At 29.8% G+C, this 17,914-nt stretch carries 17 protein-coding genes; 13 read left to right on the forward strand and 4 right to left on the reverse strand.

Going from position 1 to position 17,914, the window contains the following annotated elements; all coding sequences use genetic code 11:
• Positions 1-1,658: molecular chaperone HtpG (gene htpG, locus ACHZC3_RS00190; protein ID WP_394757862.1), on the forward strand; the 1,658-nt coding region annotated here is incomplete at its 5' end.
• A gap of 87 nt (positions 1,659-1,745) precedes the next feature.
• A complete protein-coding gene (locus ACHZC3_RS00195) occupies positions 1,746-2,351 on the forward strand; it encodes a hypothetical protein (protein ID WP_394757863.1) in 606 nt (201 codons plus the stop codon).
• 56 nt (positions 2,352-2,407) lie between these two features.
• On the opposite strand, the gene ACHZC3_RS00200 is transcribed toward ACHZC3_RS00195, so the two are convergent.
• Positions 2,408-4,510 carry a TonB-dependent receptor domain-containing protein gene (locus ACHZC3_RS00200; RefSeq protein WP_394757864.1) on the reverse strand — a complete coding sequence of 701 codons (2,103 nt, stop codon included), beginning with the start codon at positions 4,508-4,510 and terminating at the stop codon, positions 2,408-2,410.
• A 106-nt stretch (positions 4,511-4,616) separates the two neighbouring features.
• Between ACHZC3_RS00200 and ACHZC3_RS00205 the strand changes: the two genes are divergently transcribed.
• The 3 genes from ACHZC3_RS00205 to ACHZC3_RS00215 are packed head-to-tail and all read left to right on the forward strand — an operon-like array spanning position 4,617 to position 8,003.
• Positions 4,617-5,423 (forward strand): hypothetical protein, encoded by an 807-nt coding sequence (locus ACHZC3_RS00205; protein ID WP_394757865.1) that lies wholly within the window; start codon positions 4,617-4,619, stop codon positions 5,421-5,423.
• A gap of 16 nt (positions 5,424-5,439) precedes the next feature.
• Positions 5,440-6,825, forward strand: coding sequence for a DUF1800 domain-containing protein (locus ACHZC3_RS00210; RefSeq protein WP_394757866.1), 1,386 nt, complete (start codon positions 5,440-5,442; stop codon positions 6,823-6,825).
• An 11-nt stretch (positions 6,826-6,836) separates the two neighbouring features.
• The gene (locus ACHZC3_RS00215; protein ID WP_394757867.1) at positions 6,837-8,003 is read left to right on the forward strand and encodes a DUF1501 domain-containing protein; all 1,167 of its coding nucleotides are present in this window, start codon (positions 6,837-6,839) and stop codon (positions 8,001-8,003) included.
• Positions 8,004-8,032: 29 nt separating this feature from the next.
• On the opposite strand, the gene ACHZC3_RS00220 is transcribed toward ACHZC3_RS00215, so the two are convergent.
• On the reverse strand, positions 8,033-10,237 hold the full coding sequence (locus ACHZC3_RS00220) for an ATP-binding protein (RefSeq protein WP_394757868.1): 2,205 nt from the start codon (positions 10,235-10,237) through the stop codon (positions 8,033-8,035).
• A 168-nt stretch (positions 10,238-10,405) separates the two neighbouring features.
• On the opposite strand from ACHZC3_RS00220, the gene ACHZC3_RS00225 reads away from it, so the two are divergent.
• The 7 genes from ACHZC3_RS00225 (at position 10,406) to ACHZC3_RS00255 (ending at position 15,490) form a co-directional block, all read left to right on the forward strand.
• The gene (locus ACHZC3_RS00225; protein ID WP_394757869.1) at positions 10,406-11,317 is read left to right on the forward strand and encodes an EamA family transporter; all 912 of its coding nucleotides are present in this window, start codon (positions 10,406-10,408) and stop codon (positions 11,315-11,317) included.
• A gap of 58 nt (positions 11,318-11,375) precedes the next feature.
• The gene (locus ACHZC3_RS00230; RefSeq protein ID WP_394757870.1) at positions 11,376-11,729 is read left to right on the forward strand and encodes a DoxX family protein; all 354 of its coding nucleotides are present in this window, start codon (positions 11,376-11,378) and stop codon (positions 11,727-11,729) included.
• 80 nt (positions 11,730-11,809) lie between these two features.
• A complete protein-coding gene (locus tag ACHZC3_RS00235) occupies positions 11,810-12,409 on the forward strand; it encodes an alpha-ketoglutarate-dependent dioxygenase AlkB family protein (RefSeq protein WP_394757871.1) in 600 nt (199 codons plus the stop codon).
• A gap of 32 nt (positions 12,410-12,441) precedes the next feature.
• Positions 12,442-13,278, forward strand: coding sequence for a sterol desaturase family protein (locus ACHZC3_RS00240; RefSeq protein WP_394757872.1), 837 nt, complete (start codon positions 12,442-12,444; stop codon positions 13,276-13,278).
• A 91-nt stretch (positions 13,279-13,369) separates the two neighbouring features.
• Positions 13,370-13,648: a TIGR03643 family protein gene (locus tag ACHZC3_RS00245; protein ID WP_394757873.1), complete on the forward strand. Its 279-nt coding sequence runs from the start codon at positions 13,370-13,372 to the stop codon at positions 13,646-13,648.
• Between the two features lie 141 nt (positions 13,649-13,789).
• Positions 13,790-14,221, forward strand: a complete 432-nt coding sequence (locus tag ACHZC3_RS00250) for a hypothetical protein (protein ID WP_394757874.1) — start codon at positions 13,790-13,792, stop codon at positions 14,219-14,221.
• Between the two features lie 201 nt (positions 14,222-14,422).
• The gene (locus ACHZC3_RS00255) at positions 14,423-15,490 is read left to right on the forward strand and encodes a branched-chain amino acid aminotransferase (RefSeq protein ID WP_394757875.1); all 1,068 of its coding nucleotides are present in this window, start codon (positions 14,423-14,425) and stop codon (positions 15,488-15,490) included.
• 62 nt (positions 15,491-15,552) lie between these two features.
• Here ACHZC3_RS00255 and ACHZC3_RS00260 read toward each other — a convergent pair whose 3' ends face one another.
• The gene (locus ACHZC3_RS00260; protein WP_394757876.1) at positions 15,553-15,942 is read right to left on the reverse strand and encodes a hypothetical protein; all 390 of its coding nucleotides are present in this window, start codon (positions 15,940-15,942) and stop codon (positions 15,553-15,555) included.
• A gap of 339 nt (positions 15,943-16,281) precedes the next feature.
• Between ACHZC3_RS00260 and ACHZC3_RS00265 the strand changes: the two genes are divergently transcribed.
• Positions 16,282-17,307, forward strand: coding sequence for a GyrI-like domain-containing protein (locus ACHZC3_RS00265; RefSeq protein ID WP_394757877.1), 1,026 nt, complete (start codon positions 16,282-16,284; stop codon positions 17,305-17,307).
• 6 nt (positions 17,308-17,313) lie between these two features.
• Here the strand turns inward: ACHZC3_RS00265 and ACHZC3_RS00270 are convergent.
• The coding region (locus ACHZC3_RS00270; protein ID WP_394757878.1) for a ThiF family adenylyltransferase at positions 17,314-17,914 on the reverse strand (601 nt) is incomplete at its 5' end.

The raw sequence follows: 17,914 nt of genomic DNA on the forward strand, positions 1-17,914 counted from the left end.
TGACTGCTGATGAAGTAGAAAAATACATCAACCAAGTCGCTTTTTCAGGTGCTGAGGAGTTTTTAGACAAATACAAAGATTCTGCCAAAGATTCAGGTATTATTGGTCATTTTGGTTTAGGCTTTTATTCGGCTTTTATGGTTGCGGAAAAAGTTGAAATCATTACAAAATCGTATAAAGATGAACCAGCAGCGCATTGGACTTGCGATGGAAGCCCTGAATTTACTTTAACTTCGGCTCATAAAACCACTCGTGGAACTGAAATCATCTTACACATTGCTGAAGATTCTTTAGAATTTTTAGAAGATTCTAAAATTTCTGGTTTATTAAATAAGTATAATAAATTCATGCCAATTCCAATTAAATTTGGAACTAGAACAGAGAAAATCGAACAGAAAAAAGGAGAAGAAGTTGCTCCCGAAGATAAAGATAATATTTTTACAGAAGTAGAAGTTGACAATATCATTAACAATCCAAATCCAGCTTGGACAAAGCAACCAACGGATTTGACTGATGCCGATTACAAAGATTTTTACCGTGAGGTTTATCCAATGCAGTTTGAAGAACCTTTGTTTCATATTCATTTGAATGTAGATTATCCTTTCAACCTAACTGGAATCTTGTATTTTCCAAAATTGGGTTCCGATTTACAAATTCAAAAAGACAAAATTCAGTTGTACCAAAATCAGGTTTATGTAACCGATAATGTAGAAGGAATTGTTCCAGAATTTTTGATGATGCTTCGTGGTGTAGTAGATTCGCCAGATATTCCGTTGAATGTTTCTCGTTCTGGATTACAAGCCGATGGCGCTGTTAAGAAAATATCAAACTATATTACTCGTAAAGTTGCCGATAAACTAAAAGCTTTATTTACAGAAAACCGTGAAGATTTCGAACAAAAATGGAATGATATAAAAATCGTTTTAGAGTACGGAATGCTTTCAGAAGAGAAATTTTACGAAAAAGCAGGTGCTTTTGTTTTGTATCCAACGGTAGATGGTAAATATTTTACTTTGGAAGAGCTAAAAGAAAACCTTGCAGCAAACCAAACCAACAAAGACGGAAAATTAGTTGTTTTATACGCAGGAAATAAGGAAGCACAACATTCTTATATAGAAATTGCCAAAGACAAAGGTTACGAAGTTTTGTTGTTAGATTCTCCTATTATCTCGCATTTAATTCAAAAAAATGAAGGTGATAACCCCGATATGACTTTCGTTCGTGTGGATTCAGATCATATCGACAATTTGATTAAGAAAGAAGAAACAGCGATTTCTAAATTATCGGACGAGGAAAAAGAAAGTCTAAAAACTTCTTTAGAAGCCTTTATACCGAAAGCATACTCTGTACAACTAGAAGCTTTAGATAGTAATGCTTCGCCGTTTATTATTACACAACCAGAATTTATGCGTCGTATGAAAGAGATGAGCCAATCTGGTGGTGGTAGTATGTTTGGCATGAGTCATATGCCAGAAATGTACAATTTGGTTGTAAATACAAATTCTGAATTAGCCACTTCAATTTTAAACAATAAAGACAAATCGACACAAGAAAACTTGGTAAAACAAGCTTTAGATTTGGCAAAATTATCTCAAAATTTACTAAAAGGAGAAGAATTAACTGCTTTTGTAAAGAGAAGCTTTGAGCTTATTAAGTAATTAGGCAAAAGACAAAACCTGTAAATGAAAAATTACAGGTTTTTTTAATTATTTTCGCAAAGTCTTATTTTTAATTAAAAATATAAAATGAAAAAAAAAACTTATATAATTATTCTATCTTTTCTATCAATCATTAGTTTTTACGCTCAAGAAAAAACGCCTTCTCAGAAATTAGAGATTTCAATAGACGGCAAAAATTTTGTTCTAAATGAAAATGACACCTTAAAATATGACAATAAATCTATCATTGTCAAATTATCAAAAAATTTAGATTTTAACTTTGGACGATTACACTTTAATTACCCAAAGCATTTTGCATTTCAAAATGAAAAAGATTTAGGTGTAAATATTTATTCTCTTGATGGTAATAGTTTTGTTATAACCTATTTTGCTTTTGAAATAGAAGTAAAATCAGAAGATATCATTAATGAAATGATTAAAAAATTTGGAAAGAAAAAATGCAAAACGTCTTCTAAAAAAATAATTTTAAATAATATCGAATTAGTTGGCACCAGAATAGACATTGATTTGTTAGACATAAAACTAACGTATGATATTTTTGAAATTGAAAATAAAGATCATAAAACAAATTTAATTTCATTTCAAGATTCTAAAAATCAGGACGGATCAGATTCCAAAGAAAGTATTGAAACACTAGATGTTATTAATAATACTTTTAAAATTATTAATTAATAAACTTTACAAGATTAAGTTAAATACTAATCTGCAAGTTCAAACTTGCAGGTTTTTTAGTTTGTAATAATTCCGCTATCTTCTTTTTTCTCTTTATTTAACAAATTAGGATCTTCTTTAGCTAATTTATTTTTAGTAGGGATTTTATAATTTAAAGTAAAACCAAATCTGCGTGTATCGTATTTACTTTCTAATAAAACTGTTGTTCCTACAGGATTAAATTCTTGTTTACTTGTATTTAAAACATCATCAAAATTTAATGAAACTGATAGTTGATCTTTCATGAATTTTTTCGAAAAACTCATATCTAAACTACTTCCGTAAGGTTTTTTGAAAACATAGTTAAAATAATTCCCACCTGTTGTTGTATAATTATAAGTGGCAACAAACTTAATTTCTTTTGGTAAAAGAATTTGTGACATTAAATTAAACATCCAAAAACCCTTAGTATCCAAATCTGGAAGTTGGTGTATTTGATAACTTGTATAAATATATAAAAAATTGATTTTATCTGGATTAACATCAAATTTTAAAGTTTCTTTGAGTCCTTTTGTAAACAACATATAGGGTAATGGAAATGCAAAATTAAAATTATGGATTTTTAATTCCGAAACATTAATGCTATTATTTGAAACACTATTATTATTTAGAATAACCTCATTTATGACTTTATTTTTTGCAACGCTCAGATTATATCCTAAAAAAGCATAATCGAAAGCGCTTATTTTTACTTCATAATTATCCAAGATAGTTGGTTGTAATTGCGGATTTCCTGAATAACTAACATTTTGATTTTGATAATTTGTATTGTTAGGATTTAGAGAAGAAGTACTTGGCAAACTAATTTTCTTATTATAATTTGCATTAAAAAATATTTGTGGTCCAAAATTATATTGCAAACTAGCATTTGGAAAAAATCGAAATTGTTTAAACGGAATTAAATCGGTTGTGTTTGTTTTTCCAGCAATTGTATAATCTTCGGCTCTACCACCTAAAATAAAATCGAATTTCTTATACGTCGATTGAAGTTCTAAATATCCTGCAGTTGTTCTTCGGGTATAATCTAAATTAGTTACTCCAGAATTTTTAGCTTCAAAAGACAAATCATCAATTAGAGTTCCTACGCTAATTTTTCCTTTGTCTAAAATATTTAATCCTTGAGAATAATCGATATTAAAATTTAAATAATCTTGCAAATAAGTATTATTTAAAACTGGAGCATTAAAAATATTTGAATCTAAATTGAAACCATTATCATTTCGAGCAAAATTAAATTTGAAATCCAATTTCTTGTTTTTATCATCAAATCTTCTCTGATAAGTAGCAACAGCGTCCTGTCTTATAATATTTGTTTTACTGGCATCATTAGAAGTAAAACCAAAACCACTTCCTCTAGTGTTTGCATCGTTATTATTATGATTCACATCATAATTAAGCAATAATCTGTCTTTTTTTAAATCGAAAGTCAAAGCAGATTTTGCGTAATAACTTCTCGTTGTTCTATCAGAATCGGTATCCGATAAATTAGTAACAATATTATTTTCATTTTTGGTAATATTAGACCACAAAGCACTTTCTCTATAGCTTTGCCCTACATTTAGTTGCCATCCAAAATATTTATTTTTTGCACTTAGTAACAAACTATTATTCACCCTTGACCGTAATTTATCATAAGTCGTAAAATTTAGTCCAGCACTATAAGTCGCACTCAAATAACTTTTTGCTTTTTTACTTGTAATTATATTAATGATTGCTCCCCCAGAAGTAGCCGGAAACTCGGCCCCAGGTTGCGTGATTACTTCAATTCTCTCAACAGCATTTGCTGGCATTCCTTCTAAAAAAGCATTAAGTTCGTTTGATGAAATATTAAGTGGTCTCCCATCCATATAAACGTCTAATTGTTTTCCTTGGTACATCATTCCGGCAACATCAGACAGAATTAAACCAGGTAATTTTTTTAATCCTTCCAGTACCGAACCAGAATTTAGATGTGATTGGCTTGCAAAATCAAAAATGGTTCTGTCGGCTTTTTGCTCAACTGCCTTTTTTTCCTTAGTTATAGAAACTTCAGTTAATTCAGTAGTTTTTTTGGGTGTTTCTTGTGCAGAAATTGAAAAAATTGAAAATAATAAAACGATGCAAAAGAAGAAATTTCTCATTAAGTAGGATATTTAATACAAAGGTTAGTCTCTAAAATAAAAAAAAGTTACAAATAATTAAACCTTTTCATAACTTCATAGTCTTATCAATAAACATTAAAAGACTATGAGAAAAATAACCACTATCCTATTTGTATTTCTAGGAATTACATTAGGTTTTGCACAAGAAAATGATGCGCCAGAATTTACTGGCGATAATTTTAGTTTAGAAGGCGCTCTAGCCATTTTTAAAAAATCGACTTCCTTAGAAGAATTCGAAAAACTCATTAACGAAGAAAATAATAATGTAAACAATCTCGATTTAAATAATGATGGCAACATCGATTATATAAGTGTAGATGATATTAAAGATAATGATACACATGTAATTGTCTTAAGTACTTATTTGAGTGAAAACGAAAAACAAGACATCGCAACAATTGGTATCGAAAAAACAGGAAATGAAGAAGCAACCCTGCAAATAGATGGTGATAACGAATTATATGCTGAAAATACTATTGTAGAACCTTTTGATACTCAAGAATCGATAGACAAATCTAAATCTGGCCCTGCTATGCCAGAGATTATTACAACAAATATCATGGTAAATGTTTGGTTTTGGCCAAGTGTTCGTTTTATTTATGCTCCAAGATATGTAGTTTGGGCTTCGCCACACCGTTGGGGATTTTATCCAAGATGGTGGAAACCATGGAAAGCTCATCACCACCATGTTTTTTATAAAAGATGTGCGCCGCATAGAGTGTATTTTCACAAAACTTCCGTTCGTCGTGTAGCGGTAGCCAGAAAAGTATATGCTCCAAAAAGACATTCATCTACATTGGTTGTTAAAAATCGTCGTGGAACAACGGTAATTCACAAAAACAAACGTGGTAATGTAAAAGCAGTAAAAGTTTCAAGACGAGGAAGACGCTAATCTTAAACTTCTCATGATGAACAATAACACACTTTGGTCGTTGCGATTGGGGTTTTCTAACCAACAATCTCAAACTATTGCGAGTTTGGGTTTGCAAAAATTTTTAGAAAAATCCTTTCAAGCAAAATACGATTCTCAAATTCCTACTTTTTTAGATGAAAGCCCAAAATCGTTTACAGAATTAAGGGAAATTCGTCAAAAAATAAAATCTGACCCAGACACTGCAAAAGAAATGCTCAAAAAAGAGGTGCAAGTTTCTAATGAGATGAAGGCTTGGTGGATTGAAAAAATGATGGCCAATGAGTTTCCGCTTCAAGAAAAAATGACCTGCTTCTGGCACAATCATTTTGTGTCTACATATCAGAAAGTGAAGGTGAATTATTGGATTTTTCAGCACAATCAGTTGCTGCGAGAAAATACTTTTGGTAATTTTAAAGAACTGACTAAAAAAGTTTTGAAAAGTAACGCTATGGTTCGTTATTTGGATAACGTAGATAACCGAAAAGATAAACTTAATGAAAATTTAAGTCGAGAATTATTAGAACTATTTACCCTCGGAATTGGAAATTATACCGAAAATGACATTAAAAATGGAGCTAAAGCTTTAGCCGGTTTGGGAATTGGCGAAAATGAAGCTCAGTATCGTCCTATTTTTGAAGACAATGATACTATAACTTATTTAGGCAAAACAGGAAAGTTTAAAGCCGATGATTTAGTAGATATTATTTTCGAGCAAAAAAACACGCCTTATTTTATTACACAAAAAATACTGAAATGGTTTATTTACGACAATCCATCGGCTGAATTAGTTACTTATTATGGTGATTATTTTAAGAAAATGAACTTCGAAATCAAACCTTTATTAACTAAAATTTTTACCGAAGAATTTACTAAAAAAACAGCGGGTTCAAAAATAAAAAATCCGTTAGAATATAGTTTACAACTTATGTCGGAATTGCATATCGAATTAGAAAATCCAAAAATATTAGTTTTATTTCTTCGAGAACAAGGAATAGATTTATTTAATCAACCGAATGTAAAAGGTTGGATTGGCGGAAATTCGTGGCTTACCTCACAAGTATATTTGCAACGAAATAATGTTGCTGATTTGTTTTGTAGTGGTCGAACTATTAATAGAAATATGTTTAAAGCCGAAGAAAAAGACAATAAAATGATGTTTCAGAAAACAAACATTAAACTCGATTGGAATAAAAAAGGGAACAACAAACAAATCATTACCGAATTAAAAGACAGATTGTTATTTGAAGTTGACGATAACACACAACAAGATTTCGAAAAAATATTAAAATATGATTTCGATTCTACAACTGAAGGTTCTGAAAATGCAGTTTTACGATTGTTTAATACCATGGTAAAAACTCCTGAATACCAACTTATTTAATACTAAAAATCATGAACAGAAGAAACTTTCTCTCACTTACAGGAACTTTTACTGGTGGTGCTTTATTATTACCTGATTTTTTGTTTGCTTTTGGTTCTCAACAAAATCTAGTTATTGGCGAACAATGTTTGGTTTTTGTACAATTAAATGGTGGAAATGATGGTTTAAATACATTTGTTCCGTTCGAAAATCCTTTGTATTATGATTTACGTCCTAAGATTGCCTTATCAAAAAATGAAGTAATTAGTGCTATACGAGGAATGGCTTTTCATCCTGCATTAAAAAGTTTTGCAAAAATGCAACAAAACGGTGATTTGGCTGTGATTCAAAATGTGGGTTATCCAGAACCAATTCGTTCCCATTTTCGCAGTCAGGAAATTTGGCAAACAGGCTCGGCTTCAAATCAGTATTTAGATGATGGTTGGTTGGGGCGCTATTTAGACTTGCAATGCAAAGAACACCAACCAACAGCTGGAATAAATTTAGATTCGATAGACAATTTAGCTTTAAAAGGACAAGAACCTAATTCGATTACCGTAAAAGATCCGAATAGATTTAAAACCAATAAAGACAATGATGATTCTGTTCAATTATCTACTAATCCGCAGTTGGATTTTGTTCGAAAAATTGCCAATTCAGTTACCGAAGGCTCGGACGAAATTCAGAAAGCATTAGCAAAATCAACATCGGAAGTGAGTTATCCAAAAACGGGTTTGTCTAAAAATTTAGAATGGATTGCAAGATTAATAAAAGGAAATTTGAATTCGAAAGTGTATTATACTTCCCTCGGAGGATTCGATACACACGACAATCAATTGGCCATTCACAATAACAAACTCTCTGAATTGAACGATGCAATTTTTAGCTTTTATACTAATTTAAAAAACGCCAAGCTCATGCAAAATGTAACTATTGTTGTTTTTTCTGAGTTTGGTCGCCGTGTAAAAGACAATGGTAAAGGAACCGATCACGGAACGGCTGCGCCTATGTTTATTATTGGCGGAAGCAACAAAGGAAAAGTGATGGGAAACAACCCAAATCTTTCGGATTTAGACCAAGGCGATTTAAAATACGAAACCGATTTTAGAAGTGTATATGCTTCCTTATTACAATGTAAATTAAATTTTGAGGCTTCAAAAATTGGAATTCAAAACAAGAAATTAGAAGGTTTGTTTTAAAAAAGACAGTAAAAATCATTGTTTTTTACTTAAATTTCTTTAGCTAAAGCTGAAAATAATTTTTCTATTTCTAAAGGCTTCCAAAGAATTCCATTAAATAAATGTGCATTTTCTTTATCTTCTTTTGTCATCACATCAGCTGTGACTGCAAAAATAGGTGTATTATTATTTAGATTTTTACTTGTTCGAATAAGCGTTGTAGCTTCGAAACCATTCATTTCTGGCATGTGAATATCCATTAAGATAAAATCATATTTTTTTTGCTTGGCTAATTCAAAAGCTTCTATTCCATTTATAGCATGATCTGTAATTACACCCCAATTGGATAATAATTTTTTCATAAGTAAAGCATTCATCGGAGTATCCTCGGCAAGTAATGCTAGCTTGTCTTTTAGTTGATACGAATTAGCTTTTGCAGTAATTATTTCTCTATAAACTTTTCTTATTTTAAGTTCAAAATAAAACTCCGATCCTTTTGTTTCTTTACTTTTTACTTTAATTTCACTATTATGTAATTCAACTAATTTTTTAACAATAGCTAATCCAAGGCCTGTTCCGCCTTGTTTTCTAGTCATTATTGGTTTAATTTGTGAGAAACTCACAAAAATTTCTAACATATCACTTTCTGAAATTCCTTCTCCAGTATCTGTTACTTTAAATAATATTGTATCAAATTCATTTTCTTCTTTTAACAATTCAACTATAAAATCTACTTTGCCATAATCTGTGAATTTTATTGCATTGCTAATCAGATTACTAAGTATTTGTGATAGTTTTGTTTTGTCTAAAAGATAATTTTGATCTGATTTTAGGTTTGTTATTAGGTTTAAATTTAAATTTTTATTGTTTGCTAATCCTGAATGAAGATTTAGGATATCATCACATAATTCCGAAAGATTTATATTGTGCTTTTCTAATTTTGCTTTATTAGAATCTAACTTTGTAAAATCGAGAATGTCATTTACTATACTTATTAAATTATCCGAAGCAAATTGCAAGCTTTTTAGTAGTTTTTTACTTTCTCCATGAATTTGACTGTCCAGAATGGTTACTATCGTTGTTATTGCATTTAGAGGAGTACGTATCTCGTGACTCATGATAGAAAGAAATTCTTGTTTTAATCTTACGGATTCTTCTTCATCTGTATTCTTTTTTTCGATGGCAATTTGTTTCTCCTTTTGAAATAACGCTTCACTTTCTAAGACATTCATCTTATTAATTAAATCATAGTTTTCAATTACTTTAAGTGTTTGGGTATTTATAACAGATTCCTTCTCTTTCAGGTAATATTCTAAGTATTCTAGGGATTGTATATTGTCATTACTTTTTTTAAAAATTAAATACAATAAATAATAATTTTTAATTTTTATCATCGACATATTGTGACGGATAGTTAATTCTAATCCTTCTTGAGCAACTTTTTGAGCTTTCTCATACAAATCTAATTTTAAATATAAAACACCTAGTTTGTTTAAGCACATAGCTGCACCCATGTTTTCCCCCATTTTCCTGTGAGTTTCAACAGCTTCTAAAAAATCTAATTCAGCATTTTCTAAATCATCATTTTTAAAATAAATTTTTCCTCTACCATAAATTGCAAATGCATAACCACGAATGTCGTTTGTTTTTCTCTTTAACATAATAGAATATTCTATCATGTTCATTGCGATTTTTGTTTTTTCCCTTTTTAATAACAACCCAGAAAGATTATTGTAAACATTTGATTCTAAGTTATATTCCCCTATTTTCTTTGCAACTTTGATTGAGCTTTTGTATGATTTGAATGCATTATAAGAATCACCAATATATTCATAAATGGTTCCAATTGCTTTCTCTACTTTAGATTGATTGTATAAATCATTGTGCTTTTTATATAATTTAAGTGCATCTATAAGATAGACTAGACCAGCATGGTAATTATTGGTTTTATAGTAAACACTTCCTATATTATATTTTGCATCTGCAATTCCTATATCATCATTTAGTTGAGTAAAATATACAATTGCTTCTTCGGATTTTTTGTTAGATTGATCAAAATCACTAATAATCATAAAATACAAAGAAAGCTGATTCAAACTTTTTCCTATTAATGATTTATCACCTATATTTCTACTAATTTGAAGGGCAATTTCGGCAGTTTCAATACTTTTAGGTAAATTATTAATTCTACCAGAATAGGAATCTTTTAAAAGCTGAATTACTTTATTTTTTTCTGATAAAACGTTAATATTCATAAAGTTTGCATTTTTTTTAAAAAACCTATTCTCAAATATATAAATTTAATTTAACATAAAACTTGTAACAGATAAATCATGATTTTTAATTAAAGAATTTAAATTCGAAGTTAGAATCATATGAACTAAAATTAGCCTTATCTTTGCCCGCTTTTTAAAATTTATATAATGACAAATAATAGTGTACTAAAAGGGGTTTTTCTTGTAGGATTAGGCGCAACGAGCTACGGTATGTTGGCAACTTTTGTAAAACTGGCTTATTCCCACACAGGAATTACTGGCAATCCTTTTACACCTGCTGAAGTAATTTCAGCTCAATTTATTATAGGAATTATTGCTATTCTTATGATAAATGCTTTTCAAAAAGCAAAAAAAGGAACCGAAGTGGTTAAAGCCTCTTCAAATAACATAAAACAACTAATGATTGCTGGAACCTCGACAGGATTAACCAGTATATTTTATTATTTAGCGGTAAAATACATTCCAGTTTCTATAGGAATTGTTTTACTAATGCAAACCGTTTGGATGGGTGTTTTATTAGAGATTTTTTTAGAAAAAAAGATGCCTTCTAAAATAAAAATTGCGGCAGTTTTCGTAGTATTATTTGGAACTGCATTAGCTACAAACTTAATACAAACCAAAATAGAATTAGATTGGCGAGGTATTGTTCTTGGGCTTTTAGCTGCAGCTTCATTTACCACAACGATGTTTACTGCAAATCGTGTAGCTACTAATATTTCTTCGGCACAACGTAGTTTATATATGCTTTTAGGTGGTGCAATTATTGTTTTTATTTTTGCTGTTTTCACACAAACAACTTCATTTAATTATGATATTTTTTACAAATGGGGAATTCTTCTAGCGCTTTTTGGGACAGTAATTCCGCCTATGTTAATGAATGCTGGTTTTCCGCTAACAGGAATTGGATTGGGAAGTATTGTTTCGGCTCTAGAACTTCCGGTTTCGGTAATGATGGCTTATTTTATTTTGAACGAAACCGTTGTTCTCACACAATGGATAGGAATTATTCTAATTATTCTTGCCATTGTGATTATGAATATTCAATTTGAAAAAAAATAATAAAAATTTAACTTATTTAATACTTTTTTAGGTAAATTCGTAATAAATAATTTTAATTATGAATTTACCTTGGCATTTATACCTAATGGCTTTACTTTATATTCTAGCTGGTTTTAATCATTTTAGGAATCCAAGACTGTATATAAAAATCATTCCTCCATATTTTTCAAATCCTAAACTATTAAACTCACTAAGCGGTCTTGCTGAAATAATTTTGGGGGTTTTTCTTTGTTTACCTTTCACATCAAAATTTGCTTCTTGGGGAATTATAGCATTACTAATCGCTATTTTCCCTGCTAACTTATATATGTACAAAAATGATAATGCAAGTTTAGGTTTATCCAAAACGATGCGATTATTGAGATTGCCGTTACAACTTGTCTTAATATTTTGGGCATATTTATATACTTGATAAATAAATTATTAAACAAAAAAATACTATTTAATGAAAAGGGATAATGATTATCATTGTTTTTTTTTTATTTTTGAAGTATGAATTCTCTATTTCCAGAAGAAAAAATAACATTCAACCTTACCGATGCGGAAATTGAATATTATCCTAATTTCTTTTCTTCGGCGAAAGCCAATGAACTTTTTCTAAAACTTCAAAATGAAATTCCTTGGCAGCAGGACAGTATAACTGTTTATGGAAAAAACCATCTTCAACCAAGATTAACAGCACTTTATGGCAACGAAGGAAAATCGTATGGTTATTCAAATATTATAATGCAACCACATGCTTGGTCACCACTAATTGTATTTATAAAAGAAGAAGTAGAGAAAGTTTCTAATGAAAATTTTACGACAGTATTGCTAAACTTATATCGTGATGGTCAAGATAGCAATGGTTGGCATGCTGATAATGAAAAGGAATTGGGTCGAAATCCTATAATTGCTTCGGTAAGTTTTGGAGCCGAAAGAGTTTTTCAGTTAAAACACAATAAGCTCGAATTAAAGCAGAATATTGTTTTGCAACACGGAAGTTTATTAATTATGAAAGGGAGTACGCAACATTTTTGGAAACATCAAATTCCGAAAACAAAAAAAGAAATCGAACCTAGAATAAATCTAACTTTTAGAATTATCAAATAGTTTTTTTGCTAAATTTGATAAAATATTTCTTTATGAATGAAATTGTAGCTTATTTTCAAAAAATACCTTCTGCACATAGAAGTTTTATAATCATTGGTGGTATTACACTTTTTTGGATTATCGAAAACGGATTTCCCCTTTTTAAATTTCAATACAACAAATGGCAACACGCTAGTATTAATATCTTTTTTACCATAACCACAATTATCATCAATTTTACGTTAGCATTTATACTATTCAAAAGTTCTGTTTGGGTTACCGAAAAAGAGTTTGGAATTTTGCATTGGTTGTCTATAAAATCACTTTTATTACAAGCTATAATTGGATTATTGTTAATGGATTTAATAGGTGCTTACTCTGCTCATTACGTGCAACATAAAACAAAAATATTATGGCGTTTTCACCTCATACATCACACAGACACTTGGATAGATACGACCTCAGCAAACCGACATCATCCAGGCGAAAGTGTTATTCGCTTTATTTTTACAACGCTTGCCGTTATAATTGTAGGTGCGCCAATCTGGTTGTTTTTCTTATACCAAACGACCTCCGTTTTTTTGTCACAGTTTAATCATGCAAATTTAAATTTACCAAAAAAAATAGATACAATCATTAGTTATTTTATAGTTTCGCCAAATATGCATAAAGTCCATCATCATTATGTTTTACCTTATACTGATAGTAATTATGGTAATATTTTCTCGATCTGGGACAGGCTATTTGGTACTTTTTTAATACTTCCCATGGATGAAATTATTTATGGCGTAGACACTCATATGAATCCTGAAGAACACAATAAATTATTGAGTTTACTGAAAATTCCGTTCAAATCGTATCGATCTCCTAGTATTGAAGCAAAAAAATAGTATTTTTTTTAAATCATTAAAAAAAATTTACTAATATTGGAATAGAATTTGTAACCATTTAAAAAAAATAAACTGAATTGTTTTTAAAGTAATGAAAAAAAGTAAAAGCATTGAATTGAGTTGGGATGACACTCAAAAATTAATTACATTGGCGAATGAAGAAAGAAATCCTTTCGAAATCATCAAGAAAGAACTTGGCATAGAAGAAAAACAAGTTCTTGAAATTATGAAAAAAAAGTTGCCCGCAGACAAATTTGAAATTTGGAAAAAGAAAGCTAATGCCGGAAAACCAAAACCAAAGCAAATTAAGATTGATGAATTTGATGATGATTTAGATGGTAAATACTATATAAAAAATAAATTTGATTAATTTTTAGATATAAAAAATACAGAATCCGTTTCATAAATTTGAAGCGGATTTTTTTTGTTATATTTGGGAATAGCTTTCTTGTATATTAGAAACTAAGGAATATTTTAAGAGTTGTGTGCTATTTTTAACGACCTAAAAAACATGAAGAAATCTATTTATAATATGATATTAATATTCTTATCTGTTATTTTATTAACTGCTTGTGAAAATTATAATCCAATATTTAAACCCAGATTTAAAGTTAGTAATGATTTGGTATATTCTAAAATTCAAAAAATAATAAAAGTTAAAGATATTCACATTGAAGGATATAAAATTAGAGTAGATGACACTATACATATTAGCCTTATTATCCGACTTATAAACCCAATAAAATTACCCAAAAATGAAGATTCACTAAAACTTACTCAAAAGGATGTTGCTAAAGAAACTAAAAGTCTATTGAAAAATCCATTACAATTTAAAATATACAATATTATATTTATTCAAAGAGATACAGTTAAAGGAATTATGGGAAGGGTGACGTCTGAACGTAGCCTTACACATCAAGAATTTTCTGTAAAAGAATTATAAAACAACGACCAGCGAATTAAGTAAATCTTTAAAAAATTTAATTTTACTTCCTCACACAACACCTAAAAACAAAAATTATACAAACCTAAATTCCTTATTTAGAACATCTAAATAATATAAAATCATAGTAGTTGAATATTTTACGTGTTTTTAGAATATAATCTGTTTTTTTACTAAATTAGCCGAAATAATTATTCTATAATGGGGTTAGATATTCAAAGCGAAATCGATATAGTGAAAGTAGCTTCTTCAAAAATTAATGAGGTAGATTTTGAGAATCTAACTTTTGGAAATGTTTTTACAGATCACATGCTTATTTGTGATTTTAAAGACGGAAAATGGGAAAAACCTATTATAAAAGCATACGAACCCTTTTTATTAGATCCTTCGGCTAAAGTTTTTCATTATGGCCAAGCCATTTTTGAAGGTATGAAAGCCTACAAAGACGATAACGATGACGTTTGGCTTTTTAGACCCGAAGAAAATTTAGACCGTTTCAATAAATCAGCAGTAAGAATGGCAATGCCTGAAGTTCCTGAGTTTATTTTTATTGATGGTTTAAAAGAAATTTTAAAAATAGATAAAGAATGGGTCAAGAAAGGTGTTGGAAACACTTTGTACATTCGCCCATTTATGATTGCAACTGGTACTGGCGTGATTGCACAACCATCTTCTCAGTATCGCTTTATGATTATTTTGTCGCCAGCAAAAGCCTATTATTCTGGTGAGGTAAAAGTAATTATTGCCGAACATTATAGTCGTGCCGCAAATGGAGGAATTGGAGCTGCAAAAGCGGCTGGAAATTATTCAGCACAGTTTTACCCAACACAATTGGCACACGATAAAGGTTTTCAACAAATTATTTGGACCGACGATGCAACGCATACAAAACTAGAAGAAGCAGGAACAATGAACGTTTTTTTTAGAATCGACAACACATTATATACAGCACCAACAAGCGAACGTATTCTAGATGGTGTGACTCGTAAAAGCATAATCGACTTAGCCAAACGAGAAGGAATTGAAGTAGATGTTCGTCCAATTTTAGTTTCTGAACTTGTAGAAGCTGCTAAAAATGGTTCATTAAAAGAAATTTTTGGAGCAGGAACTGCAGCTGTTATAAATCCTATAATTGGATTTTCTTGCCAAGATGTTTACTACGAATTACCACAATCAGAAAATTCAGTAGCATTAGATTTAAAACAAAAACTAACTAATATTCAGCACAAACTAGCTGAAGATACTTTTAGTTGGACAGTTAAAATTTAAGATTTTAGATTGCAGATTTTAGATTTCAAAATAATCTAAAATCTGCTTTTTTTTTACAAAATCTATTTGAACTTAAAAATCTCTTCAAAATTTGGTTTAAAATAATTTGGCCCTTTTAGCACTTTTCCGTCCTCACGGTAAATAGGTTTTCCGTCTTCGCCTAATTTACTCATATTACTTCGTTGAATTTCATCAAAAACAGATTCCATTTTATCTTGCAATCCGTGTTCTATGATTGTTCCGCACAAAATATAAAGCATATCACCTAGTGCATCGGCAATTTCTACAAGATCATTATTAGTAACCGCTTCAAGGTATTCTTCGTTTTCTTCTTTCATCAAATTAAAACGAAGCAAATTTTTATTCTCGCCTAAATCTCCTGTTGGCAAAGTATTTATTCCGAGTCCAAAAGCTGAATGAAACTCATGAACAGATTTTATTTGTTTTTGCATCTTTTATATTATTAATTTAGGCCGCAAATTATTAAAATGAAATTACAATTGATTATTTTTACAAAAAAATATTTATGTTTAGTCCTGGACAATTGATTTTTGCTGCCGTTTTTTCCATTTGTTTTATAATCGTTATGATTTTTTCATACAGAAAAGATTTAAAAATTCACAAACAGTATTACAGAGGAAGTTTATGGATATTAGTTGGTTTTCTATTATTTATTGGATTTTTATTTATAATTAAATCATTAATGAAAGAATAGTTAAAATACTGATTTATATTTAAATTTTATATATAATTTTTTCATAGTTTTACATTGTCTTCAATTTTATATAGATATGAGAATTGCAAAATACATTTTTTTACTACTACTTCTAGTTACAGCAACACTTTCGGTATTTGTTGCTACAAAAGACGGAACTTATTTTATCGAAAAAAGCAAAGTGATAAATGTTCCTCGAGCTACTGTATTTAGTTATGTTTCCGATTCAAAAAACTGGGAAACTTATAATCCTTGGAAGCAAGAAATAAATAAAGTAAAAATTCAACAAATTTTCGGAACAGATTCTATCACTAAAACTATTGCTATAAATGGTGTCGATTCTGAAATTCATATCAAGTTTAATGACACACTAAAAAACACAAAAATAACTTGGTCTACAAAAGGAAAATTAAGTTTTAAAGACAAATTTCTTAGCATAATAAACAAAGGAACTCATAATGATTTTGCTGAAATGTTTGACAAAGGCCTTACTGATTTAAACACTGTTTTAACAACTGAAATTAATAGTTTTAACATAAAAATGAATGGTTTTGTAAATCGTGATACCATTTTTTATATTCAAAGACCTGTAAGTTGCAAAATAGAAGAGTTACCTGCAAAAATTAAAAACGTACTTCCCAAACTTAAGCAACTACTAACAGCAACAAATACGGCACAAAAAGGAGACCCATTTATTATTTATCATTCTAAAGACAGCTTAAATAATAAAATTACATTTTCGATTGCTATTCCAACTAAATATAAGATTTTTACATCATCAGAAAGTGATATTTATTCTGGTCAAACCAATCCATTTCAAGCTGTAAAAGCAACAGTAACTGGTAATTACAACCACAAAAAAGAAGCAATAGATAAAATTTTTGAGTTTATGTCTCAAAATAGACTGGAACAAAGTGACCGTCACAAAATAGTTGAAATTATACCTGTAAATAGTTCAACTGAGAAATTTGCGTCAAAATGGATTACCGAGATTTATATTCCCGTAAGACCAAAAAAGACAACCATTAGGGTAAAACCTGTAAAAAGAGACACACTAAATACTATTATTGAAAGTAATTTTAAGAATCCTACGAATCCGTAAAAATTCTTACTTTAATAAATATCTAATCACAGTTTCTGCAGCATGCAACCCGAAAAGCCCTGGCATATAACTGTTTGTGCCATAAAATGATTTTTTGTAATTAGATCCATCAGTCATTTTTAGGCTAGTCTCATCTTGTATTTCTGATGAAGAAACAACTTTTAGTTTGTCAATTTTTACAGCTTTTAATCTTTTTCTGATGGTTTTTGCTAGCATACAATTTGTAGCTTGTGTAATACAAGAAACCTTTACTTTGGCAGCTTCCATTTTTCCGCCAGCACCCATTGACGAAATAATTTTTACATGTTTGCGTTTGGCAGCAATAATCAAATTTAGTTTTGGTGTCACACTATCTATGCAATCTAGAACATAATCAAATTCATCAGAAACAATTTTGAAAGCTCTTTCTGGCGAAAGAAATTCTTGAACTCTAGTCAGTTTTAGTTCAGGATTTATATCCATCAATCTATCACCAACAACCGTTATTTTGGGTTGCCCAACAGTAGAATGCAAGGCTGGCAATTGTCGGTTTATATTAGTAATATCTACCACATCACCATCTACAATAGTCATTTTTCCTACACCTGCACGAACTAGGAATTCAGCA

The organism is Flavobacterium sp. (assembly GCF_043720215.1).
Classification (GTDB): Bacteria; Bacteroidota; Bacteroidia; order Flavobacteriales; family Flavobacteriaceae; genus Flavobacterium.